The organism is Bradyrhizobium sp. Arg816, assembly GCF_029989365.1.
Taxonomy (GTDB): Bacteria; Pseudomonadota; Alphaproteobacteria; order Rhizobiales; family Xanthobacteraceae; genus Bradyrhizobium.
Window position 1 is genome coordinate 72,726 of record NZ_JAPRAQ010000022.1, and the last position, 24,121, is coordinate 96,846.

20 protein-coding genes are annotated in these 24,121 nt (G+C 64.9%); 14 read left to right on the top strand and 6 right to left on the bottom strand.

Going from position 1 to position 24,121, the window contains the following annotated elements:
* Position 1 precedes the first annotated feature (1 nt).
* The 7 genes from OWC48_RS35600 to OWC48_RS35630 all read left to right on the top strand — a co-directional run bounded on the left by OWC48_RS35600 (position 2) and on the right by OWC48_RS35630 (position 8,761).
* Entirely contained in the window at positions 2 to 481 is a 480-nt protein-coding gene (locus tag OWC48_RS35600) for a DUF1579 family protein (protein WP_166053462.1), read from the top strand.
* Positions 482 to 514: 33 nt separating this feature from the next.
* Positions 515 to 1,399: a succinate--CoA ligase subunit alpha gene (gene sucD / locus OWC48_RS35605; RefSeq protein WP_014490620.1), complete on the top strand. Its 885-nt coding sequence runs from the start codon at positions 515 to 517 to the stop codon at positions 1,397 to 1,399.
* A gap of 137 nt (positions 1,400 to 1,536) precedes the next feature.
* Complete coding sequence (locus OWC48_RS35610) at positions 1,537 to 4,506, top strand: 2-oxoglutarate dehydrogenase E1 component (protein WP_247306796.1); 2,970 nt, start codon at positions 1,537 to 1,539, stop codon at positions 4,504 to 4,506.
* Between the two features lie 177 nt (positions 4,507 to 4,683).
* Positions 4,684 to 5,922, top strand: coding sequence for a 2-oxoglutarate dehydrogenase complex dihydrolipoyllysine-residue succinyltransferase (gene odhB, locus OWC48_RS35615; protein ID WP_282524180.1), 1,239 nt, complete (start codon positions 4,684 to 4,686; stop codon positions 5,920 to 5,922).
* 55 nt (positions 5,923 to 5,977) lie between these two features.
* Positions 5,978 to 6,739 (top strand): SDR family oxidoreductase, encoded by a 762-nt coding sequence (locus tag OWC48_RS35620; RefSeq protein ID WP_094183824.1) that lies wholly within the window; start codon positions 5,978 to 5,980, stop codon positions 6,737 to 6,739.
* Positions 6,740 to 6,796: 57 nt separating this feature from the next.
* Positions 6,797 to 8,197 carry a dihydrolipoyl dehydrogenase gene (lpdA, locus tag OWC48_RS35625; protein WP_282524181.1) on the top strand — a complete coding sequence of 467 codons (1,401 nt, stop codon included), beginning with the start codon at positions 6,797 to 6,799 and terminating at the stop codon, positions 8,195 to 8,197.
* Positions 8,198 to 8,230: 33 nt separating this feature from the next.
* Entirely contained in the window at positions 8,231 to 8,761 is a 531-nt protein-coding gene (locus tag OWC48_RS35630) for a hypothetical protein (RefSeq protein ID WP_282524182.1), read from the top strand.
* A 172-nt stretch (positions 8,762 to 8,933) separates the two neighbouring features.
* On the opposite strand, the gene OWC48_RS35635 is transcribed toward OWC48_RS35630, so the two are convergent.
* Both OWC48_RS35635 and OWC48_RS35640 read right to left on the bottom strand, forming a co-directional pair.
* Positions 8,934 to 9,521, bottom strand: coding sequence for a DUF4337 domain-containing protein (locus tag OWC48_RS35635; protein WP_282524183.1), 588 nt, complete (start codon positions 9,519 to 9,521; stop codon positions 8,934 to 8,936).
* 88 nt (positions 9,522 to 9,609) lie between these two features.
* Positions 9,610 to 10,575 (bottom strand): tyrosine recombinase XerC, encoded by a 966-nt coding sequence (locus OWC48_RS35640; RefSeq protein ID WP_282524184.1) that lies wholly within the window; start codon positions 10,573 to 10,575, stop codon positions 9,610 to 9,612.
* 123 nt (positions 10,576 to 10,698) lie between these two features.
* Between OWC48_RS35640 and OWC48_RS35645 the strand changes: the two genes are divergently transcribed.
* Positions 10,699 to 12,909, top strand: coding sequence for a primosomal protein N' (locus OWC48_RS35645; protein ID WP_282524185.1), 2,211 nt, complete (start codon positions 10,699 to 10,701; stop codon positions 12,907 to 12,909).
* A 284-nt stretch (positions 12,910 to 13,193) separates the two neighbouring features.
* Here OWC48_RS35645 and OWC48_RS35650 read toward each other — a convergent pair whose 3' ends face one another.
* A complete protein-coding gene (locus tag OWC48_RS35650) occupies positions 13,194 to 13,697 on the bottom strand; it encodes a septal ring lytic transglycosylase RlpA family protein (RefSeq protein WP_282524186.1) in 504 nt (167 codons plus the stop codon).
* 635 nt (positions 13,698 to 14,332) lie between these two features.
* Here OWC48_RS35650 and OWC48_RS35655 point away from each other — a divergent pair.
* From OWC48_RS35655 to OWC48_RS35680, 6 genes are all read left to right on the top strand, one after another.
* Positions 14,333 to 14,893 carry a F0F1 ATP synthase subunit delta gene (locus OWC48_RS35655; RefSeq protein WP_282524187.1) on the top strand — a complete coding sequence of 187 codons (561 nt, stop codon included), beginning with the start codon at positions 14,333 to 14,335 and terminating at the stop codon, positions 14,891 to 14,893.
* Positions 14,893 to 16,422 (top strand): F0F1 ATP synthase subunit alpha, encoded by a 1,530-nt coding sequence (gene atpA / locus OWC48_RS35660; protein WP_282524188.1) that lies wholly within the window; start codon positions 14,893 to 14,895, stop codon positions 16,420 to 16,422. Before OWC48_RS35655 ends, atpA begins: the two co-directional genes overlap by 1 nt.
* Before the next feature lie 141 nt (positions 16,423 to 16,563).
* A complete protein-coding gene (locus OWC48_RS35665) occupies positions 16,564 to 17,439 on the top strand; it encodes a F0F1 ATP synthase subunit gamma (RefSeq protein ID WP_282524189.1) in 876 nt (291 codons plus the stop codon).
* A gap of 54 nt (positions 17,440 to 17,493) precedes the next feature.
* Positions 17,494 to 18,936: a F0F1 ATP synthase subunit beta gene (atpD, locus tag OWC48_RS35670; RefSeq protein WP_282524190.1), complete on the top strand. Its 1,443-nt coding sequence runs from the start codon at positions 17,494 to 17,496 to the stop codon at positions 18,934 to 18,936.
* An 87-nt stretch (positions 18,937 to 19,023) separates the two neighbouring features.
* Complete coding sequence (locus tag OWC48_RS35675; protein WP_282524191.1) at positions 19,024 to 19,431, top strand: F0F1 ATP synthase subunit epsilon; 408 nt, start codon at positions 19,024 to 19,026, stop codon at positions 19,429 to 19,431.
* Between the two features lie 149 nt (positions 19,432 to 19,580).
* Complete coding sequence (locus OWC48_RS35680; protein WP_282524192.1) at positions 19,581 to 21,257, top strand: adenylate/guanylate cyclase domain-containing protein; 1,677 nt, start codon at positions 19,581 to 19,583, stop codon at positions 21,255 to 21,257.
* Positions 21,258 to 21,624: 367 nt separating this feature from the next.
* Here the strand turns inward: OWC48_RS35680 and OWC48_RS35685 are convergent, their stop codons facing one another.
* The 3 genes from OWC48_RS35685 to OWC48_RS35695 form a co-directional block, all read right to left on the bottom strand.
* Positions 21,625 to 22,125 carry an RNA pyrophosphohydrolase gene (locus OWC48_RS35685; protein ID WP_282524227.1) on the bottom strand — a complete coding sequence of 167 codons (501 nt, stop codon included), beginning with the start codon at positions 22,123 to 22,125 and terminating at the stop codon, positions 21,625 to 21,627.
* Between the two features lie 64 nt (positions 22,126 to 22,189).
* The gene (locus OWC48_RS35690) at positions 22,190 to 22,693 is read right to left on the bottom strand and encodes an RNA pyrophosphohydrolase (protein ID WP_282524193.1); all 504 of its coding nucleotides are present in this window, start codon (positions 22,691 to 22,693) and stop codon (positions 22,190 to 22,192) included.
* Between the two features lie 72 nt (positions 22,694 to 22,765).
* Complete coding sequence (locus OWC48_RS35695; protein WP_282524194.1) at positions 22,766 to 23,989, bottom strand: divergent polysaccharide deacetylase family protein; 1,224 nt, start codon at positions 23,987 to 23,989, stop codon at positions 22,766 to 22,768.
* Positions 23,990 to 24,121: the final 132 nt, after the last annotated feature.

The following is a 24,121-nucleotide window of genomic DNA, read 5'->3' on the forward strand; positions in this document are numbered from 1 at the left end:
CATGACCCAGGACCATCTCGCCGCATCATCTCCGCTTGCAGAGCACACGCGCCTCGCCGCGTTCGCCGGCGAATGGAATGGCGAAGAGGTGGTCTTCCCGTCACGCTGGACGGAGGGTGGGCCGGCAACTTCGCATGTCGTCGCCCGCATGGACCTGAACGGATTCTACCTGATCCAGGATGCTGTCCAGATCCGCGACGGCAAGCAGGTCTTCGCCACCCACGGCCTCTTCACCTACGATCGTGAAGACCGGACCTACAAGTTGTTCTGGTACGACTCGCTTGGCTACACGCCGCCCTCGCCCGCCTCCGGCGGCTGGGTCGGCAAGACCCTGACGCTGGTGCGCGGCTCGCTCCGCGGCAATGCGCGCCACGTCTACGAAATCATCGACGACGATTCCTACTCGTTGAAGATCCAGTTCTCGCCGGACGCGGAAGGCTGGGCCGACGTGCTCACCGGCATCTACCGCCGCATCCACTGACCTCTCACTCGTTAGTTCGCGAAAGCAGACCTCATGTCCATCCTGATCGACAAGAACACCAAGGTCATCTGCCAGGGCTTCACCGGCAAGAACGGCACCTTCCACTCGGAGGCCGCGCTTGCCTACGGCACCAAGATGGTCGGCGGCACCTCGCCGGGCAAAGGCGGCGCCACGCATCTGGGCCTGCCGGTGTTCGACACGGTGCGCGAGGCGCGTGAGAAGACCGGTGCCGATGCGTCGGTGATCTACGTGCCGCCGCCGGGCGCGGCCGATGCGATCTGCGAAGCCATCGACGCGGAGATCCCGTTGATCGTCTGCATCACCGAGGGCATTCCTGTCGTCGACATGGTACGCGTGAAGCGCTCGCTGGCCGGCTCCAAGTCGCGCCTGATCGGGCCGAACTGCCCGGGCGTCATGACCGCCGGCGAGTGCAAGATCGGCATCATGCCCGCCAACATCTTCAAGACCGGCAGCGTTGGCATCGTCTCCCGCTCCGGCACGCTGACCTATGAAGCCGTGTTCCAGACCTCGCAGGAAGGCCTCGGCCAGACCACCGCGGTCGGCATCGGCGGCGACCCGGTCAAGGGCACCGAGTTCATCGACGTGCTGGAAATGCTGCTCGCCGACCCCAAGACCGAATCGATCATCATGATCGGCGAGATCGGCGGTTCCGCCGAGGAGGACGCCGCCCAGTTCCTCAAGGACGAGGCCAAGCGCGGCCGCAAGAAGCCGATGGTCGGTTTCATTGCCGGTGTCACCGCGCCTCCCGGCCGCCGCATGGGCCATGCCGGCGCGATCATCTCCGGCGGCAAGGGCGACGCCGGTTCCAAGACCGATGCGATGAAATCGGCTGGGATTACAGTGTCGCCGTCTCCCGCCCGCCTCGGTCACACGCTTGCCGAAAAGTTGAAAGGCTAATTCACTTCTTCGTACTTTTCCGGGCGAAGTTTCGTAGCAAATAGGATAAATGGTGCCTGTCGCGCTGGGCCTCTGCCGGGGAGCTCAGCGCCAGCGCCGTTTGTTATGCGCGAACCGAAATCGCCAGGAACTCAAGTATGTCTCGCCAGGACGCGAACGCAGCCTTTGCCCTCTCCTCCTTTTTGCAGGGCACCAACGCCACCTACATCGACGAAATCTACGCCCGCTACGAGAAGGACCCGTCCTCGGTCGACGCCGAGTGGCAGGAGTTCTTCAAGAGCCTCAACGACCAGCCCGGCGATATCAGCAAGAACGCCGAAGGCCCGTCCTGGGAGCGCGCCAACTGGCCGCTGACCCCGCAGGACGACCTCACCTCCGCCCTCGACGGCAACTGGGCCCAGGTCGAGAAGGCGGTCGGTGCCAAGATCGCCGCCAAGGCGCAGGCCCAGGCCGGCAACAAGGGCGCTGATTTCTCGTCCGCCGACGTGCTCCAGGCCACGCGCGACTCCGTCCGCGCGCTGATGCTGATCCGCTCCTACCGCATGCGCGGCCACTTCCACGCCAAGCTCGATCCGCTCGGCATCGAAGCCCCGCGCAACCGCGAAGAGCTCGACCCGCGCACCTACGGCTTCAGCGAAGCCGATTTCGACCGCAAGATCTTCCTCGATCATGTGCTGGGTCTCGAATACGCCACGCTGCGCGAGATCACTGCGATTTGCGAGCGCACCTACTGCCAGACGCTCGGCGTCGAGTTCATGCACATCAGCAACGCCGCGCAGAAGGCGTGGATCCAGGAGCGCATCGAGGGACCGGACAAGGAAATCTCGTTCACCCGCGAAGGCCGGCGCGCGATCCTGACGAAGCTGGTCGAAGCCGAAGGCTTCGAGAAGTTCTGCGACACCAAGTTCACCGGCACCAAGCGCTTTGGCCTCGACGGCGGTGAATCGCTGATTCCCGCGCTCGAGCAGATCATCAAGCGCGGCGGCAATCTCGGCGTGAAGGAAGTCGTGCTCGGCATGCCGCATCGCGGCCGCCTCAACGTGCTGACCCAGGTGATGGGCAAGGCGCACCGCGCGCTGTTCCATGAATTCAAGGGCGGCTCGGCCAACCCCGATGCGGTCGAAGGCTCCGGCGACGTCAAATATCACCTCGGCGCGTCCTCGGACCGCGAGTTCGACGGCAACCGCATCCATCTGTCGCTGACCGCCAACCCCTCGCATCTCGAGATCGTCGATCCCGTGGTGCTCGGCAAGGTCCGCGCCAAGCAGGACCAGCACGGCGATCCGCCGGACCAGCGTATCTCGGTGATGCCGCTGCTGATGCATGGCGACGCGGCGTTCGCCGGCCAGGGCGTGGTCGCGGAATGCTTCGGCCTGTCGGACCTGAAGGGCTACCGCACCGGCGGCTCCGTGCACTTCATCGTCAACAACCAGATCGGCTTCACCACCTATCCGCGTTACTCGCGCTCCTCGCCCTATCCGTCTGACGTGGCGAAGATGATCGACGCGCCGATCTTCCACGTGAACGGCGACGATCCGGAAGCCGTCGTGTTCGCGGCCAAGGTCGCGACCGAATTCCGGCAGAAATTCCACAAGCCCGTCGTCATCGACATGTTCTGCTACCGCAGGCATGGCCATAACGAAGGCGACGAGCCGGCTTTCACCCAGCCGGTGATGTACAAGAGGATCGCGGCGCATCCGTCGACGCTCGAGCTCTACGCCCGCCGCCTGATCAGCGAAGGCGTGATGACTGAGGGCGAGGTCGACAAGGCCAAGGCCGACTGGCGCGCGCGCCTCGATGCCGAGTTCGAGGCCGGCACCTCCTACAAGCCGAACAAGGCCGACTGGCTCGACGGCAAGTGGTCCGGCTTCAAGATCGCCGACCAGGAAGAGGATGCGCGCCGCGGCGTCACCGGCGTCGACACCGCCGAGCTGAAGGAAATCGGCCGCAAGATCACCAAGGTGCCGGATGGCTTCCGCGTCCACCGCACCATCCAGCGCTTCCTCGACAACCGCGCCAAGGCAATCGACACCGGCGCCGGCATCGATTGGGCGACCGGCGAGGCACTGGCGTTCTGCACGCTGCTCAACGAGAACCACCATGTCCGCCTGTCGGGTCAGGATTCCGAGCGCGGCACCTTCTCGCAGCGCCATTCGGTGCTGATCGACCAGGAAGACGAGAGCCGCTACACGCCGTTCAACCATCTCGGCCACGAGCAGGGCCATTACGAGGTCATCAACTCGCTGCTGTCGGAAGAAGCCGTGCTCGGCTTCGAATACGGCTACTCGCTCGCCGAGCCGAACACGCTGACCCTGTGGGAAGCCCAGTTCGGCGACTTCGCCAACGGTGCGCAGGTCGTGTTCGACCAGTTCATCTCCTCGGGCGAGCGCAAATGGCTGCGCATGTCCGGCCTCGTCTGCCTCTTGCCGCATGGCTATGAGGGTCAGGGACCGGAGCACTCCTCCGCGCGTCTGGAGCGTTATCTGCAGATGTGTGCCGAAGACAACATGCAGGTGGTCTACCCGACCACGCCGGCGAACTACTTCCACGTGCTGCGCCGCCAGCTTCATCGCGAGATCCGCAAGCCGCTGATCCTGATGACGCCGAAGTCGCTGCTGCGCCACAAGCGGGCGGTGTCGCGTCTCGAGGAGCTCGCGAAGGGAACGACCTTCCACCGCATCCTCTATGATGACGCCCAGATGCTGCCGAACGAGGCGATCAAGCTCGTCCCCGACGAGAAGGTCCGCCGCATCGTGCTCTGCTCCGGCAAGGTCTATTACGACCTCTACGAGGAGCGCGAGAAGCGCGGCATCGACGACATCTACCTGATGCGCGTCGAGCAGCTTTATCCGGTGCCGCTGAAGGCGCTGGTAGCCGAGCTGTCGCGCTTCAAGAAGGCTGAAGTGGTGTGGTGCCAGGAAGAGCCCCGCAACATGGGTGCCTGGCACTTCATCGAGCCCTATCTGGAATGGGTGCTGAACCAGGTGAACGGTGTGAGCCGGCGTCCGCGTTATGTCGGCCGCGCCGCTTCCGCCGCGACCGCCACTGGTCTGATGTCCAAGCATCAGGCGCAGTTGAAGGCGTTCCTGGACGAAGCACTGAGCTGATCTTTCTGAACCGCGTCATGCCCCGCCTCGTGCGCAATTGCGCACTGGAGCGGGGCATCCGGTACGCCGCGACGTCCGTGCAGAGTACGAACGTCCGGCTTGCTGGATGGCTTGCCTTTCGCAGGCCGATGACGACCGAATTTTTGACCGCACCGGCGATCCCTTAAGGAAAAGACCATGACTGAAATTCGTGTGCCGACGCTCGGCGAATCCGTCACCGAGGCCACCATCGGCCGCTGGTTCAAGAAGGCCGGCGATCCCGTCGCCGTCGACGAGCCCTTGGTGGAGCTCGAGACCGACAAGGTCACCATCGAGGTCCCGGCGCCCTCCGCCGGCACGCTGAGCGAGATCGTTGCCGCCGATGGCGCGACCGTTGCTGTGGGCGCGCTGCTCGGCCAGATCACGGATGGTGCCGGTGCTGCGAAGCCCGCTGCTGCTCCCGCGAAGCCCGCCGCCGCTCCGGCCGCAGCTGCTCCCGCGCCGGCTCCCGCTGCTGCGAAGGCGGCGCCGGCTGACGCCCCGCTGGCCCCGTCCGTGCGAAAGCTGTCGGCCGAGACCGGCATCGACGCTTCGACCGTTCCGGGCTCCGGCAAGGACGGTCGCGTCACCAAGGGCGACATGCTCGCCGCGATCGAGCGTGCGGCCTCGGCGCCGACCCCGGTCAACCAGCCCGCCGCCGCCGTCCAGGTCCGCGCGCCGTCGCCGGCCGATGACGCCGCCCGCGAAGAGCGCGTCAAGATGACCCGCCTGCGCCAGACCATCGCGCGCCGCCTCAAGGACGTGCAGAACACCGCGGCCATGCTGACGACCTTCAACGAGGTCGACATGACCAACGTCATGGCACTGCGCGCCCACTACAAGGATGCGTTCGAGAAGAAGCACGGCTCGAAGCTCGGCTTCATGGGCTTCTTCACCAAGGCCGTCGTGCAGGCGCTGAAGGATATCCCGGCGGTCAACGCCGAGATCGACGGCACCGATCTGATCTACAAGAACTACTACCACATCGGCGTCGCCGTCGGCACCGACAAGGGCCTCGTCGTGCCCGTGGTGCGCGACTGCGACAACAAGTCGATCGCCGACATCGAGAAGGGCATCGCCGATTTCGGCCGCCGCGCCCGTGACGGCCAGCTCAAGATCGACGAGATGCAGGGCGGCACCTTCACCATCACCAATGGCGGCATCTACGGCTCGCTGATGTCGACCCCGATCCTGAACGCGCCGCAGTCCGGCATCCTCGGCATGCACAAGATCCAGGAGCGGCCGATGGTCGTCGCCGGCAAGATCGAGGTGCGCCCGATGATGTATCTGGCGCTGTCCTACGATCACCGCGTCATCGACGGCAAGGAAGCCGTCACCTTCCTGGTCCGCGTCAAGGAGAGCCTGGAAGATCCGGCGCGCCTGGTGCTCGATCTCTGATCCCTAAAGCTCTGCGAGCGCCGTCGCCTTATCGTGCGACGGCGCGTCTCGAACCATGGAGGCGCGCGTGACCGATAAAGTCGTTGTCATCACCGGCGGCAGCCGCGGCATCGGGCGGGCGACCGCGATCGCGGCAGCCGCGCGCGGCTTTCGCGTCGTGGTCGGCTATGCCAGCAACAAGACCGCCGCCGACGAGGTCGTCGCGCAGATCGCCGCCAGCAACGGCAAGGCCATCGCGGTGAAATGCGATGTCGCCGAGGAAAGCGACATCATCGAGCTGTTCAAGGCTGCCGACAAGTTCGGCACGCTCGGTGCGCTCGTCAACAATGGCGGCATCGTCGGCCAGAGTGGCGTGCGCGTCGACGAGATGTCGGCGGAGCGCATCCGGCGCGTGATGGCGGTCAACGTCACCGGCTCGATCCTCTGCGCGCGCGAAGCGGTGAAGCGGATGTCGACCAAGCACGGCGGCCAGGGCGGCGTCATCGTCAATCTGTCATCAGTCGCTGCCAGACTTGGTGCGCCGAATACCTATGTCGACTACGCGGCGTCCAAGGGCGCGATCGATTCCTTCACCGTCGGCCTCGGCTATGAGGTCGCAGGCGAAGGCATTCGTGTCGCGGGCATCCGCCCAGGCCTGATCGACACCGAAATCCACGCCGCCGGAGGCGAGCCCGACCGCGCCCATCGTCTGGCCCATATGGTGCCGATGAAGCGCGTCGGTACCGCCGACGAAATCGCCAATGCCATCGTCTGGCTGATGTCGGACGAAGCCTCCTATGTCACCTCGGCCATTCTCGATGTGTCCGGTGGACGCTGACGCGCCGCGCGGACGCTGACACATCCCCATCACGCTAAACTCACGGGACTTTCTCTCATGGCTACCTACGATCTCGTCGTCATCGGCACCGGACCGGGCGGTTATGTCTGCGCGGTGCGCGCAAGCCAGCTCGGCATGAAGGTCGCCGTGGTCGAAAAGAACGCCACGCTCGGCGGCACCTGTCTCAATGTCGGCTGCATGCCGTCGAAGGCGCTGCTGCACGCGTCCGAAATGTTCGAGGAAGCCGGGCACTCCTTCGCCAAGATGGGTGTTTCCGTTTCCGCGCCGAAGCTCGAGCTTCCAGCGATGATGAACTTCAAGCAGCAGGGCATCGACGGCAACGTCAAGGGCGTCGAGTTCCTGATGAAGAAGAACAAGATCGACGTGCTCAAGGGCACCGGCAAGATTTTGGGCACCGGCAAGGTCGAAGTGTCCGCCGATGGCAAATCGCAGGTGGTCGACACGAAGAGCATCGTGATTGCGACCGGCTCCGACATCGCGCGCCTCAAGGGCATCGAGATCGACGAGAAGCGCATCGTGTCGTCGACCGGCGCGCTGTCGCTGGACAAGGTCCCCGGCAAGCTCTTGATCGTCGGCGCCGGCGTGATCGGCCTCGAGCTCGGCTCGGTGTGGAAGCGGCTCGGCGCTGAAGTCGTCGTCGTCGAATTCCTCGATCGCATCCTGCCCGGCATGGACGGCGAAATCGCCAAGCAATTCCAGCGCATCCTTGAAAAGCAGGGCTTTGCGTTCAAGCTTGGCGCCAAGGTCACGGCCGTCGACACTTCCGGTAAGTCGCTGAAGGCAACCATCGAGCCCGCGGCCGGCGGAGCCGCGGAGACACTGGAAGCCGACGTCGTTCTCGTCTGCATCGGCCGCGTGCCGTACACGGATGGGCTCGGCCTGAAGGAAGCTGGCGTGGCGCTGGACAATCGCGGCCGCGTGCAGATCGATCCGCATTTCGCCACCAGCGTGAAGGGCGTCTATGCCATCGGCGACGTCGTCGCGGGCCCGATGCTCGCGCACAAGGCCGAGGATGAAGGCGTAGCCGTTGCGGAGATCATCGCAGGGCAGGCCGGCCACGTGAACTACGACGTTATCCCAGGCGTCGTGTATACCACACCGGAAGTATCCTCCGTCGGCAAGACCGAGGAGGAGCTGAAGCAGGCCGGTCAGGCGTATACCGTCGGGAAGTTTCCCTTTACCGCCAACGGCCGCTCCAAGGTCAACCAGACCACCGACGGCTTCGTGAAGATTCTCGCAGATGCGAAGACCGATCGCGTGCTCGGCGTGCACATTATCGGCATCGAAGCCGGCGAAATGATCCATGAAGCCTGCGTTCTCATGGAGTTTGGCGGCAGCGCGGAAGATCTCGCGCGCACCTGCCACGCGCATCCGACCCGCTCGGAGGCCATCAAGGAAGCCGCGCTTGCGGTGGGCAAGCGGGCCATCCATATGTAGGCGACGCGCCTAGCCGAATCGGGCGGGAAACACATGCTGCGCCGCCTACTTCAACCGGTCTGGGTCCTGCTGGCGATCATCTTCCTGATCGAAGCTTGGCTGTGGGACCATCTCGAGCCGATCGTCGCGCGGGTTGTCGCAGCCATCCCGCTCGCACGTTTCAAGCAATGGTTGACGGAGCGCGTCGATGCGCTGCCGCCGGCCATGACGCTGATCGTGTTCGCGGTGCCGATCATCCCGCTGTTTCCGCTCAAGCTGATCGGCCTGTATCTGCTCACGCATGAATACTGGCTGACCGGCGTATCCACGTTTCTGTTCGCAAAGCTGCTCGGCGTCGGCGTCACTGCGTTCGTGTTCGACGTGACGCGCGACAAGCTGATGGAGATGCACTGGTTCGAGCGGCTCTACGATCTCGTGATGAAGCTGCGCGCCAGGGCCGCCGAGCTGGTCGACCCGATCAAGCACCGCATCCGCGAGCTGATCGCCGGCAACGGCGAGGGCTGGTCCGTCCGCACGCTCCGCCTGATCCAGCGCTTTCGCAAGAGCGTGCACCAGGCGCGCTGAACGCGGTGGTGACGGCGCCGCATACTTGGTGTCATCGCCCGGCTTGACCGGGCGATCCAGTATTCCAGAGACGTCAATCGAATACGGAGAAGCTGCGGCGTACTGGATGCCCCGCTTTCGCGGGGCATGACACCGTCGATGTTGTTGGCCTTATGCGCCCCGCATCAGCCCCTCAATGCAGATGCACCAGATGCGGCCACCACAGGCCGAGCGCGGTCATGAGGAGGCCGGCCAGCGTCAGGATGCCGCCGACATAAGCGAGCGCGATGATGCCGGTGATGATGGTGGCCGAGGCCAGCACGATGCCGATCTGGAAGGCGGCGGAGGCCAGCTCGAAATGATGATATTTCGCGGTCGCCTCGTCGCGCTCGTGCTCGGCGTGCTTGGCCTTCTCGGCAAGCTGCTCGGTGCCTTCGCCGGTCTCGGGCTCGGAGCGGTAGCGCTGCGCGGTCTTGGTCCAGTCGTCGACCTGCTTCTGCACCGCCGGCTTCTGAGCCTCGTCGGCGGCGGCGAGCGTGAGCTTGCCCTGCTCGGATGCGGTCAGCACCACGGTGCGGCGGATGGTCTTGGCCTGGAAGAACGCCCAGAGATTGGCGGACTCGACGTTCTTGCTGATCGATTCGGTCTGGGCGCCCTTGCCGAGCGTCTCGGAGATCGCCAGGAACAGAGCCAGCACGGCGATCAGGAGGGCAATCTTCTTGTTCGAGCCGGACGCGTGCTCGGCGTGCTCGGCATGCTCCATGCTTTCATGTGCGCTCATAAACCCCTCCTGCTGTGGTTCCCAACGATTGACCGAACCGCGGGCGCCGCGCAAGAGGCACGCGCGCTATGACAGCTTCATGTCAGCTTCACCGCCGCGGATGCGCGCTCGCATACACTTCGAGCAGCCGCTCCGAATCGATGCCGGTGTAGATCTGGGTGGTCGAGAGCGAGGAATGGCCGAGCAATTCCTGGATCGCGCGCAGATCGCCGCCACGCGAGAGCAGATGCGTGGCGAAGGAGTGCCGCAGCGCATGCGGCGTGGCGCTGTCGGGCAGGCCGAGCGCGCCGCGCAGCCGCTCCATCGCGAGCTGGATGATGCGCGGGCTCAAGGGACCGCCGCGCGCGCCGAGGAAGATCGGGCCGTCCGCCGGCAGCGCATAGGGGCACATCGCAACGTATTCCTGCACGAGCGCGAGCACGTTCTGGAGCACCGGCACCATGCGGGTCTTGTTGCCTTTGCCTGTCACGATCAGCACGTCGCCCTCGCCGGGACGCGGCACCTCGCGGCGCTTCAACCCCAGCGCTTCGGAGATGCGCAGGCCCGAGCCATACAAGAGCGCCATCACCGCGGCGTCGCGGGCCAGAACCCAGGTCTCGCGTTCCTCGCCGGCGCGCTCGTCGGCGTCGGCAAGGCGTTTGGCCGACGCCATCGGCAGCGGCTTCGGCAGGCTTTTTGCGACTTTCGGCGCGCGGATCGCCGACAAGGCGCCGACCTTGCCCTTGCCTTCGCGTTCGAGGAAACGGCCGAACGAGCGCAGGCCCGCCAGCGCGCGCATCAGCGAGCGGCCGGCGATGTCGTCGGCGCGGCGCATCGCCATGAAGGCGCGGACGTCGGTGGCTTCCAGCGCGGCAAAGCGCGCCAGCGTCACGCGCTCGCCCCAATGATTGCAAAGGAAATCCAGGCATTGCCGCAAGTCGCGGCCATAGGCCTCCAGCGTCTTCGGCGACAGCCGCCGCTCGGCGCCGAGATGCGACAGCCAGCGCGTCATCTCCTGCGCGATGTCAGGATCGGCGCTGGCGAGCTCGATTTGGGGTACGGCCGCTTTGCTCATGCGCTCTGGACGTGGTGATTCCACTCAGTATATCGCATCACACTCGTTTACTCTTAGCTAAGGCCGCCCGGGGGCGTTAGCTTCAAGGCCCCAAGGTTCCGATTCTCCCTCCAAAGACCTTTGATGGATCATTCGTCGCGCAGCACGACCACCCCCGCCAACGCGACCCGCATGGTCGACGTGCTGGTGCCGGTCGCGCTCGACCAGACCTATTCCTACAAGGTGCCGCGCGGGATGGAGCTGAAGGCGGGCGATCTCGTCGGCGTGCCGCTCGGCCCGCGCGAGGTGCTGGCCGTGGTCTGGGCGGAGAACGCCAATCCCGACCCGCGCCTGCACAACCGGCTCAAGGAGGTCAGCGAAAAGCTCGATCTTCCTCCGCTGAAGCCTGAGCTGCGCTCGGTCGTCGACTGGGTCGCCAATTACACGTTGAGCCCGCGCGGCATGGTGCTGCGGATGTGCCTGCGCATGGGCGAGAATCTCGGCCCGGAGCGGGTGCGCGCCGGCGTGCGCCTGGTCGGCGATCCGCCGCGGCGGCTGACGCCGGCGCGGCAGCGCGTGATCGAGCTGCTGTCGGATCGGCTGCTGCACGGCAAGTCCGAGGCGGCGAAGGAAGCAGGGGTCTCGGCCGGCGTGATCGACGGCCTCGTCGACGAAGGCACGCTCACGGTTGAGCCGATGCCGCCGCCTCCGCCGCCGCCGGCACCGGATCCGGATTTTGGCCAGCCGGATTTTTCACCGCTCCAGCGCGCCGGGGTGGATGCAATGCGCGCGCTCGCCGCCAACGGCACCTTTCACGTTGCGCTGCTCGACGGCGTCACCGGCTCGGGCAAAACCGAGGTCTATTTCGAGGCGATTGCAGAGACCATCCGCCGCGGCAAGCAGACTCTGATCCTGATGCCGGAGATCGCGCTCACTGGCCAGTTCCTCGACCGCTTCGCGCAGCGCTTTGGCGTGCGGCCGCTGGAATGGCACTCCGAGCTGACGCCGCGCACCCGCGCACGCAACTGGGCGGCGATCTCCGAAGGCAGTGCGCCGGTCGTGGTCGGCGCGCGCTCGGCGCTGTTTCTGCCCTACGCCAATCTCGGCCTCATCGTGGTCGATGAAGAGCACGACCAGGCCTACAAGCAGGACGAGGGCGTGCATTATCATGCCCGCGACATGGCGGTGGTGCGCGCGCATATCGCAAAGATCCCGATCGTGCTGGCCTCCGCCACGCCGTCGGTCGAGTCCGAGGTCAATGCGCGCAAGAACCGCTATCAGCGCATCGCGCTGCCCTCGCGCTTCGGCGGCCAGCACATGCCGCATATCGAGGCGATCGACATGCGCCGCGAGCCGCCGGCGCGCGGCCGCTTCATCTCGCCGCGGCTGGCTTCCGAGATCAGAAAAGCGATTGAAAAGCGCGAGCAGGCGCTGCTGTTCCTCAATCGCCGCGGCTATGCGCCGCTGACGCTGTGCCGTGCTTGCGGCCATCGCTTCGCCTGCACCATCTGCGATGCCTGGCTGGTCGATCACCGCTTTCGCCAGCGCCTCGTCTGCCACCATTGCGGCTTCTCGATGCCGCGCCCGCAGACCTGCCCGCACTGCGCGGCGGAGGAATCGCTGGTCGCGGTCGGGCCGGGCGTCGAGCGCTTGCAGGAGGAGGCGGCCGCGCTGTTCCCCGAGGCGCGCACCATGGTGCTGTCGAGCGATCTCATCACCTCGATCGAGACGATGCGCTCCGAACTCGCCGAGATCGCGGAGGGCCGCGTCGACATCATCATCGGCACGCAGCTCGTCGCCAAGGGCCACAACTTTCCGCGGCTCAATCTCGTCGGCGTGGTCGATGCGGATCTGGGCCTGTCCAACGGCGATCCGCGCGCGTCGGAACGCACCTGGCAGCTGCTCAACCAGGTGATCGGCCGTGCCGGGCGCGAGCAGGGCCGCGGCGTCGGCTATCTCCAGACCCATCAGCCCGATCATCCCGTGATGAAGGCGCTGATCGCCTGCGACCGCGAGGCCTTCTACGACAGCGAGATCGATCTTCGCGAGCGCACGCTCTATCCGCCGTTCGGCCGGCTCGCGAGCCTGATCATTTCGGCGGGCGACCGTCCGAGTGCCGAAGGTTTGGGCCGCCGCCTCGTTGCGCTCGCACCGCGCGACGAGCGCGTCGTGGTGCTGGGACCGGCGGAGGCCCCGCTCGCCGTGATCAAGGGCCGCTACCGTTTCCGCATCCTGGTGAAATCGGCGCGCGGGTTTGATCTGTCGGACTATTTGCGGAACTGGCTGGCGGTGTGTCCGAAGCCGAAGGGCAATCAAAAGCTCGAAGTCGACGTCGATCCGCAGAGCTTCTTGTAAGGCTGGTGCCACAAGGCACCCTGCGCTCCCTCCCCCGCAAGGGGGGAGGGAACACAGCGTACCCTCCATCCACGTCATTGCGAGGAGCAAAGCGACGAAGCAATCCAGAGTCTATCCGAGGAAAGATTCTGGATTGCTTCGCTGCGCTCGCAATGACGGGGCAGCAAAAAGCCCGCTGTCCCCCAAGACAGCGGGCTTGCTTCACCTGCGCTGATCCCGCCGCTCACAGGTCCATGCGGACGCTGACGGGAACTGCGCTTGTGCGGTGAGGCGCTGGTCGCGCCTTACGAGACCACTTCCGCGGTGACGCGGCCGACACCGGCGCCGGTGAGGCCGATGGCACGGGCAGCGCCCGTGGAGAGGTCGAGAACACGGCCGCGAATGAACGGGCCACGGTCATTGATGGTGACGATGACGCTCGAGCCGCCATGGGTGACGCGCAGCTTGGTGCCGAACGGCAGCGAACGGTGTGCTGCGGTCATGGCGTTCTGGTTGAAGCGCTGGCCCGACGCAGTCCGGCTGCCGGACTCGTTGCCATAATAGGAGGCCATGCCGGAGAAGCTGCGACCCGTGCCCGACGACGGCGTCATCGACGCGTTGGCGTTGCGCCAATCGGAGGTCGTGTTGGCATCGTTCAGGGCGTGGTGGCGGTGATGATGGTGCCGTTGGTGATGCCGGGATTTGGCGGAAGCTTCGGTGGCGGTTCCCCCGACGAGGAGAGTGGCGGCAACGAAAGCGATCGCCGTGCGCGGCCGGGTCACGGAGCCCAGCGTTTTCAAAGACAGCATTTAGTGGTCCCTAATCTAGTATTGCCACATATGTGGCAAGTTCAGCCCCCGTAAGTTTGTGAGCGGGATCGCGTTTCGATTCCTAATGAGGCGTGAATTAGGCAGTAAATCCGTTCTGTGTCGTCATGAAATATTCTGTGATTGGCATCAATGTTGCAGCCAATGTTCTGGAGTCTTTCGCTTTAACAATTCTTTAACTATCTTATTACTCATTAATACTGTAAAACGAGGTCATTATACTTCGTGTTTAGAATTAGGAAAGTATTCAGGGGAGGCCGCTCGTCACGTCGAACTCACGCCTCAGCGAGCCGTGTTCATGGCCGCTATGCGCTGAGGGCAGGAACGAAAGGTCGAGATGCCGCCGAGGCGGCGCGTCATTCCGCGACGTGGCAGGCCGCTATCGCGGCGCCGTCGGCTGCGACGAACTGGCGACAGAAGGTCGTGCCTTTAATTTGGCGTCATGTTGCACGTGCGCGCCTGCTATGTTAGCAAAGCCGCGATTTTAACGGACCCGGCACCTCCCGTGTCGGCCGAAAATCGAAGTCCCGCTTGAATTCCAAGGGCTTGGATCGCTTGGCGCCGCTTTGTGGCGACGGTTTTTCCCTTGCGAGTTTGACAGCAAAAAGAGCGCGTCTGTGGCTGCAGAAGATACGTCCGTTTCCGGTGTGTCGGGCCGTTATGCAACGGCCTTGTTTGAACTGGCCCGCGACCAGAATGTGGTCGACGAGGTCAAAGCCGATCTCGACAAATTCGAGGGGTTGCTGAACGAAAGCGCCGATCTGAAGCGCCTCGTCCGCAGCCCGGTGTTCGCGGCCGATACTCAATCCAGGGCCCTCTCGGCCGTGCTGGACAAGGCGGGCATCGCTGGCATCTCCGCCAATTTCCTGAAAGTCCTGACCGCCAACCGCCGCCTGTTCGCGGTGGCCGACGTCATTCGTGCCTATCGCGCCCTCGTCGCCAGGCTCAAGGGCGAGGTGACGGCCGACGTCACCGTGGCGGAAGCGCTTTCGGACAAGAATCTCGACGCCCTCAAGGTTGCCCTGAAGTCGGTGACCGGCAAGGACGTCGCGCTCAACGTGAATGTCGATCCCTCGATCATCGGTGGCCTCGTCGTCAAGCTCGGCAGCCGCATGATCGATAGTTCGCTTCGCACCAAACTCAATTCGATCAAGCACGCGATGAAAGAGGCAGGCTGATGGACATCCGCGCCGCGGAAATTTCCGCGATCCTCAAGGACCAGATCAAGAATTTCGGCCAGGAAGCTGAAGTCTCCGAAGTCGGACAGGTGCTGTCCGTCGGCGACGGTATTGCCCGCGTCTACGGTCTGGACAACGTCCAGGCCGGTGAAATGGTCGAGTTCGAGAACGGCACCCGCGGCATGGCGCTGAACCTCGAGACCGACAACGTCGGTATCGTTATTTTCGGCGCCGACCGCGAGATCAAGGAAGGCCAGACCGTCAAGCGCACCCGCGCCATCGTGGACGCGCCGGTCGGCAAGGGCCTGCTCGGCCGCGTCGTCGACGCGCTCGGCAACCCGATCGACGGCAAGGGCCCGATTCAGGCCGACAAGCGCATGCGCGTCGACGTCAAGGCGCCCGGCATCATTCCGCGCAAGTCGGTGAGCGAGCCGATGGCGACCGGCCTCAAGGCGATCGACGCCCTGATCCCGATTGGCCGTGGCCAGCGCGAGCTGATCATCGGCGACCGTCAGACCGGCAAGACCGCGATCGCGCTCGACACCATCCTGAATCAGAAGCCGCTCAACGCGCAGCCGGACGAGAACATCAAGCTGTATTGCGTCTACGTCGCGATCGGCCAGAAGCGTTCGACCGTCGCCCAGTTCGTGAAGGTGCTGGAAGAGCAGGGCGCGCTCGAATACTCGATCATCGTCGCCGCCACCGCCTCGGACCCGGCGCCGATGCAGTACATCGCGCCGTTCACCGGCTGCACCATGGGCGAGTACTTCCGCGACAACGGCATGCACGCGGTCATCATCTATGACGATCTGTCCAAACAGGCCGTCGCTTACCGCCAGATGTCGCTGCTGCTGCGCCGCCCGCCGGGCCGCGAAGCCTATCCGGGCGACGTGTTCTATCTGCACTCCCGCCTGCTCGAGCGCGCGGCGAAGCTGAACAAGGACCAGGGCTCGGGCTCGCTGACGGCGCTGCCGGTCATCGAAACCCAGGCCAACGACGTGTCGGCCTACATTCCGACAAACGTCATCTCGATCACCGACGGCCAGATCTTCCTGGAAACCGACCTGTTCTTCCAGGGCATCCGCCCCGCGGTGAACGTCGGTCTGTCGGTGTCGCGCGTCGGTTCGTCCGCGCAGACCAAGGCCACCAAGAAGGTCGCCGGCAAGATCAAGGGCGAGCTCGCGCAGTACCGCGAAATGGCGGCGTTCGCGCAGTTCGGCTCCGATCTCGATGCCTCGACCCAGCGCCTGCTCAACCGCGGTTCGCGCCTGACCGAGCTGCTGAAGCAGCCGCAGTTCGCGCCGCTGAAGATGGAAGAGCAGGTCTGCGTGATCTGGGCCGGCACCAACGGCTATCTCGATCCGCTCCCGCTCAACAAGGTGCGCGCGTTCGAGGACGGTCTGCTGTCGCTGCTGCGCGGCAAGAACGCCGAGATCCTCAACGCGATCCGCGACAGCCGCGATCTCTCCGACGACAGCGCCGCCAAGCTGAAGTCGGTGGTCGAAGGCTTCGCGAAGAGCTTCGCGTAAGTGCCGTCATGGCCGGGCTCGTCCCGGCCATCCACGTCTATCGGCGTGTGAGGTACCACGTGGATGCCCGGGACGAGCCCGGGCATGACGACTGGATAGGTTTGCGATCAGGCCAAAGGGTCGGATCGTCGGGGACGAAGAATGGCGTCACTTAAAGACATGCGCGTCCGCATCGCCTCCACCAAGGCGACGCAGAAGATCACCAAGGCGATGCAGATGGTCGCGGCGTCGAGATTGCGCCGTGCCCAGCAAGCGGCCGAGGCGGCGCGGCCCTACGCCGACAAGATGAGCGCGGTGATCTCCAACATCGCCAGCGCTGCCGCGGGTTCGCCCGGCGCGCCCGGGTTGCTGGCCGGCACCGGCAGGGACCAGGTCCACCTACTGCTGGTCTGCACCGGCGAGCGCGGCCTGTCCGGCGCTTTCAACTCCTCGATCGTGCGCCTCGCCCGCGAGCGCGCCCAGGCGCTGATCGCGCAGGGCAAGGAAGTCAAATTCTTCTGCGTCGGCCGCAAGGGCTACGAGCAGCTCCGCCGTCTGTTCGACAAGCAGATCGTCGAGCATCTCGACCTGCGCAGCGTTCGCCAGCTCGGCTTTGTCAACGCCGAGGACATCGCCAAGAAGGTGCTGGCCCGTTTCGACAACGGTGAGTTCGACGTCTGCACGCTGTTCTACGCGCAGTTCAAGTCGGTGATCGCCCAGATCCCGACCGCGCAGCAGATCATCCCGCTGGTCGTCGAGGAAAAGGCGGCGAACGCGCCGACGACGTCCTACGAATACGAGCCGGAGGAGGACGAGCTCCTTCCCCGCCTGTTGCCGCGCAATGTCGCGGTGCAGATCTTCCGCGCGCTGCTGGAAAACAACGCGTCGTTCTATGGCGCGCAGATGAGCTCGATGGACAACGCCACCCGCAACGCGGGTGAAATGATTCGCAAGCAAACCCAGATCTACAACCGAACCCGTCAAGCCCAGATCACCAAGGAGCTGATCGAGATCATCTCCGGCGCCGAGGCGGTCTGACGCACGAACCAAACGACGGTCGTTCAAGTCCAGAATTTCGAAGGAGAGCTATTCATGGCTACAGCAGCTAAGCAGGTCGGTCGCGTTACCCAGGTCATGGGCGCCGTCGTCGACGTGCAGTTCGAGGGTCACCTGCCCGCCATTCTCAATTCGCTGGAAACCCGGAACGGCAACATCCGCCTCGTGCTGGAAGTTGCGCAGCATCTCGGTGAGTCCACCGTGCGCACGATCGCGATGGACGTGACCGAAGGTCTGGTGCGCGGCCAGGAAGTGACCGACACCGGCCAGCCGATCGCGGTTCCGGTGGGCGACGGTACGCTCGGCCGCATCATGAACGTGATCGGCGAGCCGATCGACGAAGCCGGTCCGATCAAGTCCGAAGGCTTGCGCGCCATCCACCAGGAAGCGCCGACCTACACCGACCAGTCGACCGAAGCCGAAATTCTCGTCACCGGCATCAAGGTCGTCGATCTTCTTGCTCCGTATGCGAAGGGCGGCAAGATCGGCCTGTTCGGCGGCGCCGGCGTCGGCAAGACCGTGCTGATTCAGGAGCTCATCAACAACGTCGCGAAGGCGCACGGTGGTTACTCCGTGTTCGCCGGCGTCGGCGAGCGCACCCGCGAAGGCAACGACCTCTATCACGAGTTCATCGAGTCCAAGGTCAACGCCGATCCGCACAATCCGGATCCGAGCGTGAAGTCCAAGTGCGCGCTGGTGTTCGGCCAGATGAACGAGCCGCCGGGCGCGCGCGCCCGCGTCGGCCTCACCGGTCTCACCGTCGCCGAGCACTTCCGCGACCAGGGCCAGGACGTGCTGTTCTTCGTCGACAACATCTTCCGCTTCACCCAGGCAGGCTCGGAAGTGTCGGCGCTGCTCGGCCGTATTCCTTCGGCGGTGGGTTATCAGCCGACGCTCGCCACCGACATGGGCGCGCTCCAGGAGCGCATCACCACCACGCAGAAGGGCTCGATCACCTCGGTGCAGGCCATCTACGTTCCGGCCGACGACTTGACCGACCCGGCGCCCGCGACCTCGTTCGCGCATTTGGACGCGACCACGGTGTTGAACCGCGCGATCTCGGAAAAGGGCATCTACCCGGCGGTTGATCCGCTCGACTCGACCTCGCGCATGCTCTCGCCGCTCGTCGTCGGTCAGGAGCACTACGACACTGCGCGTCAGGTCCAGCAGGTGCTGCAGCGCTACAAGTCGCTCCAGGACATCATCGCCATTCTCGGCATGGACGAGCTTTCGGAAGAGGACAAGCTGACGGTGGCCCGCGCCCGCAAGATCGAGCGCTTCCTGTCGCAGCCGTTCCACGTCGCCGAAATCTTCACCGGCTCGCCCGGCAAGTTCGTCGACCTCGCGGACACCATCAAGGGCTTCCGCGGCCTCTGCGAAGGCAAGTATGACCACCTGCCGGAAGCCGCCTTCTACATGGTCGGCACCATCGAAGAGGCGGTCGAGAAGGGCAAGAAGCTGGCGGCCGAGGCCGCCTAAGCTAGCGATTAGCGAATAGGGAGTGGCGAATAGCTGCTCCCAGTCCTCGCTCCTCGCCATTCGCCACTCACCATTCGCAGGTTCTCCATGGCCACCTTCCACTTCGATCTCGTCTCTCCCGAAAAGCTCGCGTTCTCCGGCGAGGTCGATCAGGTCGACATTCCTGGCTGGGAAGGTGATTTCGGTGTGCTCGCCGGGCATGCGCCCGTCGTCGCCGCGGTGCGGCCGGGTATTCTCACCATCATTGCGGGCGGCCAGAAGCAGAAGGTCATCGTGCTCGGTGGACTGGCGGAAGTCTCTGACAATCGCCTGACGGTTCTTGCAGACGTCGCCACCTCGATCGAGGAGATCGATCGGACCCAGTTTGCTGATACCGTCGCTGAGATGGAGGAAAAGTTGTCCGAGAAGGAAGGTCACGAACTCGACCTCGCGATCACGCGGCTCGACAACTACAAGAGCATCCAGCACGAGCTCAATACGACGGCGATGCACTAAGCCCCGGGGCACCGCTCCGGGGCTCAAGCTACAAATTCCTGAACAGGTTCAGCGCTCGTCACGGAAGTGGCGGGCGCTGAAACTTTGTTGCACCGCGCCGCCGATAGCGGCATTCTGCGCCCGCGAATTTGTTTCGGGGCTGGCAGCAGATGAAACGCAAGATCGCAGCGATTTTCGCAGCCGATATTGCCGGTTATTCAAGACTGGTCGCGGAAGACGAAGAGGAGACGCTGCGGCGTCTCGCCTCCTATCGCGAGGTCATCGACGACTTCATCGCGAAGGCCAACGGACGCATCTTCAATACGGCGGGCGACGCCGTGCTCGCGGAATTTCCGAGCGCGGTCGATGCGGTGCGCTGCGCGATCGACATCCAGGAATCCCTGCGAACCCGCAACATGGCCTATCCGCCGAGCCGGCAGATGTCGTTCCGTATCGGCATCACCATCGGTGACGTAGTCGAGCGCAACGGCGATCTGCTCGGTGACGGCGTCAATATCGCCGCCCGGCTCGAAGGCCTCGCCGAGGTCGGCGGCATCTGCGTTTCCCGCGCCGTGCACGAGCAGGTCGCCAACAAGCTGTCGGTGCAGTTCGCCGACATCGGCGCGCAGGAGGTCAAGAACATCCCGACGCCGGTGCACGCCTACATGGTGGCGATGCGGCGCGAGGACGGCACTTACGCAACGCCGAAAGTGAAGAAGCCCGCCTCCAAGCTGGCCGCGGCACCGGTCTGGATGTGGCCGCTGGTGGTCGCCGTCGTCTCGGTCGTCGCCATCCTTGTCACCGGCTTCCTCTACAACACCAAGCTCAAGCAGACGGTCACCGCCGCAGTCGCGCCGGCTGCGACGCCAAGTGCTGCAATACCAAGTGCTGCGCCAGCGGCAAATGCCGTGGCGCCGAGCCCGATGCCGACCCAGATGGCAAAAGCGCCGATGGCTCCGATGAGCCCAGCCGCCGCCGCGATGGCACCGATGCCCGCGCCCTCACCATCCGCCGCGCCGCTATCGGGCAAGCTTGCCGCCGATAGCGTGCCCTTCATCAACGAGCGCATCCGCAGCTATCTGGCCGGCGACTATTCCGCCTCCGGCGACTACAAGGCCTTCGCGCTCAATATCGGCGGCTTCACAGGCGCGGCGTTGAACCAGCCGACCGAGGAAGCCGCGCGCAACATGGCGCTCGAGCAGTGCCAGAAGCGCGCCGATGCCGCGCAATCGCCGCGGCGCTGCGAGCTCTATGCGGTCGGCAACGACGTCGTCTACACGCACGGCAAGCCGCCGATGCCGCCGCAGCCCTGGGTGCGCCACGACGCCATGACCGAGCGGGCCTTCGCGCCGAAAGATTTTCCGATGGTGCGCGATCCGGCAAAGGTCCGGCTCGAGAACATGTTCGTGCCGGCGGCGAAATCCCGCGCGATCGCGCTCGGCCCGGGCGGTCAATATTTCATGGTGCTGGGCGCGTCATCCGTCGACGATTCGGCGCGGCGCTCGCTGGAATCGTGCGGCGCCATCGCCGGCGTGGCCTGTCTGATCGTCGCAGTCGACGACAATTTCGTCGTGCCGATCCCGACCCTGCTCAGGATCACCGGCTTCTTCCATGCGGCGTCCAACGCCTCGATCGTCGCCGACGCGCGCGCCGAGGTCGTGCGCAAGCTCGCCGATGGCATGGGCTGGAACGCAGTCGCGGTCGGGACCGCGGGCCGGCCGGGCCTCGGCCTGAAGGCCGCGGACGAGCAGACCGCCGTCAACTCCGCGCTCGCCGACTGCGCCAAGCGCGACCGCGATTGCCACGTCATCGCGGTCGGCCCGTTCACGGTGGGACCGACGAACTGAGGCAATGAGACTTCACTAGCGCCCCGACGGAGGTCGGTTCCCTCCCCTCTTGCGGGGGAGGACTAAAGCATGATCCGGAAAAGTGCGTAGCGGTTTTCCGAAAAGATCATGCTCAAACAGCAACCTAAAGCGCGATGACGATTCATCTCAATCTCATCGCGCTTTAGGGAGAGGGGTAGCCACGAACTCAGACCTCGCCCGGAGCCACCCCTCTCCCCAACCCTCCCCCGCAAGGGGGGAGGGAGCGCAGCGGAGCAAGCGGTGACGTTCCCGCTGACGAGAACGGCTCCTCACACGCAAAATTCCGACGAAAAATCTCTCATGAATTCAACCCCGTTCTACTGTGCATGGGGTTGTTTTCGCAGTTTTAGTCTCCGAACGCCGCAAACTGCTGCGCGACCGCGCGGTAGACGTCGCGGCGGAACGGCACCACGAGATCGGCGACGCGGTCGAGCCGCTCCCAACGCCAGGCGTCGAACTCCGCGGGCTGTTCGTTGCGCGGCGTCAGCGGATCGATCTCGTCGTCGCGGCCGGTGAAGCGCAGCGCGAACCATTTCTGGCGCTGCCCGCGGAATTTCGCCAGCCGGTGCGTCTGCGGCCCGTCATAGGGCGGGAACTCGTAAGTCAACCAGTCTGTCTCGCCGAGATAGTCCGCACTCTTGACGCTGGTCTCTTCCCAAAGCTCGCGCAGCGCCGCATCGCGCAGGTTCTCGCCCTCATCGACACCGCCTTGCGGCATCTGCCAGTCGAGGCCCGGCAGGATGATCTCGGGGCCATCGCCCTTGAAGCGGTGGCCGATCAGCACGCGGCCATCGGCATTGAAGAGGGCGATCCCCACGTTGGGACGGTAGGGCTTCTGGTTGGTCACGCGCGCGTCTTTCATCGTCATTTCCGGCGATGCATTAGCACCGAACCCGGGATGACGATTTGATTTATTCCTCCGCCAGCGTGGAAAATTCCTTCACCACGCGCTCATAGACCGGGCGCTTGAACGGGATGATCAGCCCGGTCAGGTTCTTCATCGGCTCCCAGCGCCAGCTCACGAACTCGGCCTTGTGGCCGCCGCCGGGTTTCTCGACATTGATCTCGCTGTCCTTGCCGGTGAACCGGACCGCGAACCATTTCTGGCGCTGGCCGCGATAGCGGCCCTTCCAGGCGCGCCCTGCAACCGTGCGCGGAATGTCGTAGACGAGCCAGTCCGGGACCTCGCCGAGCCGCTCGACCGAGCGCACGCTGGTCTCCTCATAGAGCTCGCGCTTGGCGGCCTCCCAGGTGTCCTCACCGGGATCGACGCCGCCCTGCGGCATCTGCCAGACATGGGCGTCGTCGACATGCTCGATGCCGCCGGCGCGTCGGCCGATGAACACCAGACCCTTCGTGTTGATCAGCATTACACCGACGCAAGTACGGTAGGGCAGATCCTCGTAACGCGCCATTCCGCCAGACCTCTCGCGTGCTTTTGGTGGGTATGCCGGCCTCGAGGGCCAGTGCCGTACCAATCCGTTGATTTAGCTGGATCTTGATTTCAGCATCGCGGTTGTCAATGGCACCAAAAGGATACCACGGTCGCTCAATGTCTTGGTCCAGCTGCCGATGCGCTCGATCGAGACCGGCAGGGCGGACGCGGTGCCGATTGCGACGCCGCGCTCGCGCGCCGTCGATTCGAGCTTGTTCAGGGCGCGGTCGATCTCCGCCGGGGTCGGCACCACGTCGATCGCGATGTCGCCCTTGCCGAACGGCATCGCCTGGCTGGCCGCGGCCTGGGGCGCGATGCTGCGCGGCGAGGAGCCGTCGTCGAAGAAGCCGAGGCCGCGCTTGGCCGCCTCGCGGATGATCGGCTGCATCGCGGCGTCGGTCGCCACGAAGCGGGCGCCCATGAAATTGGTGAGGCCGGCATAGCCTTGCATCCGGCTCAGGTGCCAGTACAGGCGGTCCATGTTCTGGTCGGCGGTGAGCGAAGTCAGCAGCGTCTGCGGGCCCGGGTCGTTGTCCGGGAAATCGTAGGGCTCCATCGGGATCTGGAGGAAGATCTCGTGGCGCTGGGCGCGGGCCCGCTCGGCGAGCTTGCCGGGGTCGGCGCCATAGGGCGTGAAGGCCAGCGTCACCGCCGGCGGCAGCCGCATGATCGCGTCGGTGGTCTTGGCCGCGCCGACGCCGAGGCCGCCGATCAGGATCGCGACCACGGGCATTTTTGCCGCCTTGGCGCGGTCGGCATCCGCCGCGTAGACGTTGAACGGCTTCGCGCCCTCGACCGTCACGGGGATCATGCCGTAGCGCGATTTTTCCAGCAGCTTTGGGTCGATCCCGGCCATCACGGGCGGTGGCGCGGAGGCGGCCGCCGCGTCGCCCTTGTCGGCGGCATCGCCGCCGCCGATCACCACGTCGTGGCGCGTGCCGGTGGAACCGTCGATCATGGTGACGGTCTTCTGCTCGCCCGCCTGCTTCGGCGCTTCCTTGGCCTCGTGCTTGCTCTCTTGCTTGCTGTCCTGGCCATGGCCCGCGGCGGCCGGCTTCTCGTCGGTGGCCCTGGGTTCACGGATCGCAATCCGCGTCATCGGCTCACCGCCGAGCGGATCCTTGTTGAAGATGGCGAAGCCGGCGAAGGCGACCAAGAACAGGCCGAGCATGACAGCGACGGCCTGCATGGCTGTGAACGGCAGCCGCAGCCGCCGTTTCCGGCGCGGCTTGTCCTGTCCGAGCGGGGCGCTCAGATCATCGGCCGTTTCAGTCATGCGAGATCCCGAATCACTCCCGCCGACGATACCACGCCGAGGTCAAGCGGCGGCAGGCCGGGATAGGCCGGGGTAGCAGGAGCCCCAAGCAAAAAGGGCGGCTCCCGGAGCCGCCCTTTTCGAGAGATGAGG

Bases quoted from the DNA above. Each gene is read 5' to 3' on its own strand.
- OWC48_RS35680 (WP_282524192.1), top strand. From the start codon at position 19,581: ATGAAACGCAAGATCGCAGCGATTTTCGCAGCCGATATTGCCGGTTAT.
- OWC48_RS35690 (WP_282524193.1), bottom strand. From the start codon at position 22,693: ATGGCGCGTTACGAGGATCTGCCCTACCGTACTTGCGTCGGTGTAATG.
- OWC48_RS35650 (WP_282524186.1), bottom strand. From the start codon at position 13,697: ATGCTGTCTTTGAAAACGCTGGGCTCCGTGACCCGGCCGCGCACGGCG.
- OWC48_RS35645 (WP_282524185.1), top strand. From the start codon at position 10,699: ATGGATCATTCGTCGCGCAGCACGACCACCCCCGCCAACGCGACCCGC.
- OWC48_RS35635 (WP_282524183.1), bottom strand. From the start codon at position 9,521: ATGAGCGCACATGAAAGCATGGAGCATGCCGAGCACGCCGAGCACGCG.
- OWC48_RS35675 (WP_282524191.1), top strand. From the start codon at position 19,024: ATGGCCACCTTCCACTTCGATCTCGTCTCTCCCGAAAAGCTCGCGTTC.
- OWC48_RS35620 (WP_094183824.1), top strand. From the start codon at position 5,978: ATGGAGGCGCGCGTGACCGATAAAGTCGTTGTCATCACCGGCGGCAGC.
- atpA (WP_282524188.1), top strand. From the start codon at position 14,893: ATGGACATCCGCGCCGCGGAAATTTCCGCGATCCTCAAGGACCAGATC.
- atpD (WP_282524190.1), top strand. From the start codon at position 17,494: ATGGCTACAGCAGCTAAGCAGGTCGGTCGCGTTACCCAGGTCATGGGC.
- OWC48_RS35640 (WP_282524184.1), bottom strand. From the start codon at position 10,575: ATGAGCAAAGCGGCCGTACCCCAAATCGAGCTCGCCAGCGCCGATCCT.
- OWC48_RS35600 (WP_166053462.1), top strand. From the start codon at position 2: ATGACCCAGGACCATCTCGCCGCATCATCTCCGCTTGCAGAGCACACG.
- lpdA (WP_282524181.1), top strand. From the start codon at position 6,797: ATGGCTACCTACGATCTCGTCGTCATCGGCACCGGACCGGGCGGTTAT.
- sucD (WP_014490620.1), top strand. From the start codon at position 515: ATGTCCATCCTGATCGACAAGAACACCAAGGTCATCTGCCAGGGCTTC.
- OWC48_RS35630 (WP_282524182.1), top strand. From the start codon at position 8,231: ATGCTGCGCCGCCTACTTCAACCGGTCTGGGTCCTGCTGGCGATCATC.
- OWC48_RS35665 (WP_282524189.1), top strand. From the start codon at position 16,564: ATGGCGTCACTTAAAGACATGCGCGTCCGCATCGCCTCCACCAAGGCG.
- odhB (WP_282524180.1), top strand. From the start codon at position 4,684: ATGACTGAAATTCGTGTGCCGACGCTCGGCGAATCCGTCACCGAGGCC.
- OWC48_RS35610 (WP_247306796.1), top strand. From the start codon at position 1,537: ATGTCTCGCCAGGACGCGAACGCAGCCTTTGCCCTCTCCTCCTTTTTG.
- OWC48_RS35695 (WP_282524194.1), bottom strand. From the start codon at position 23,989: ATGACTGAAACGGCCGATGATCTGAGCGCCCCGCTCGGACAGGACAAG.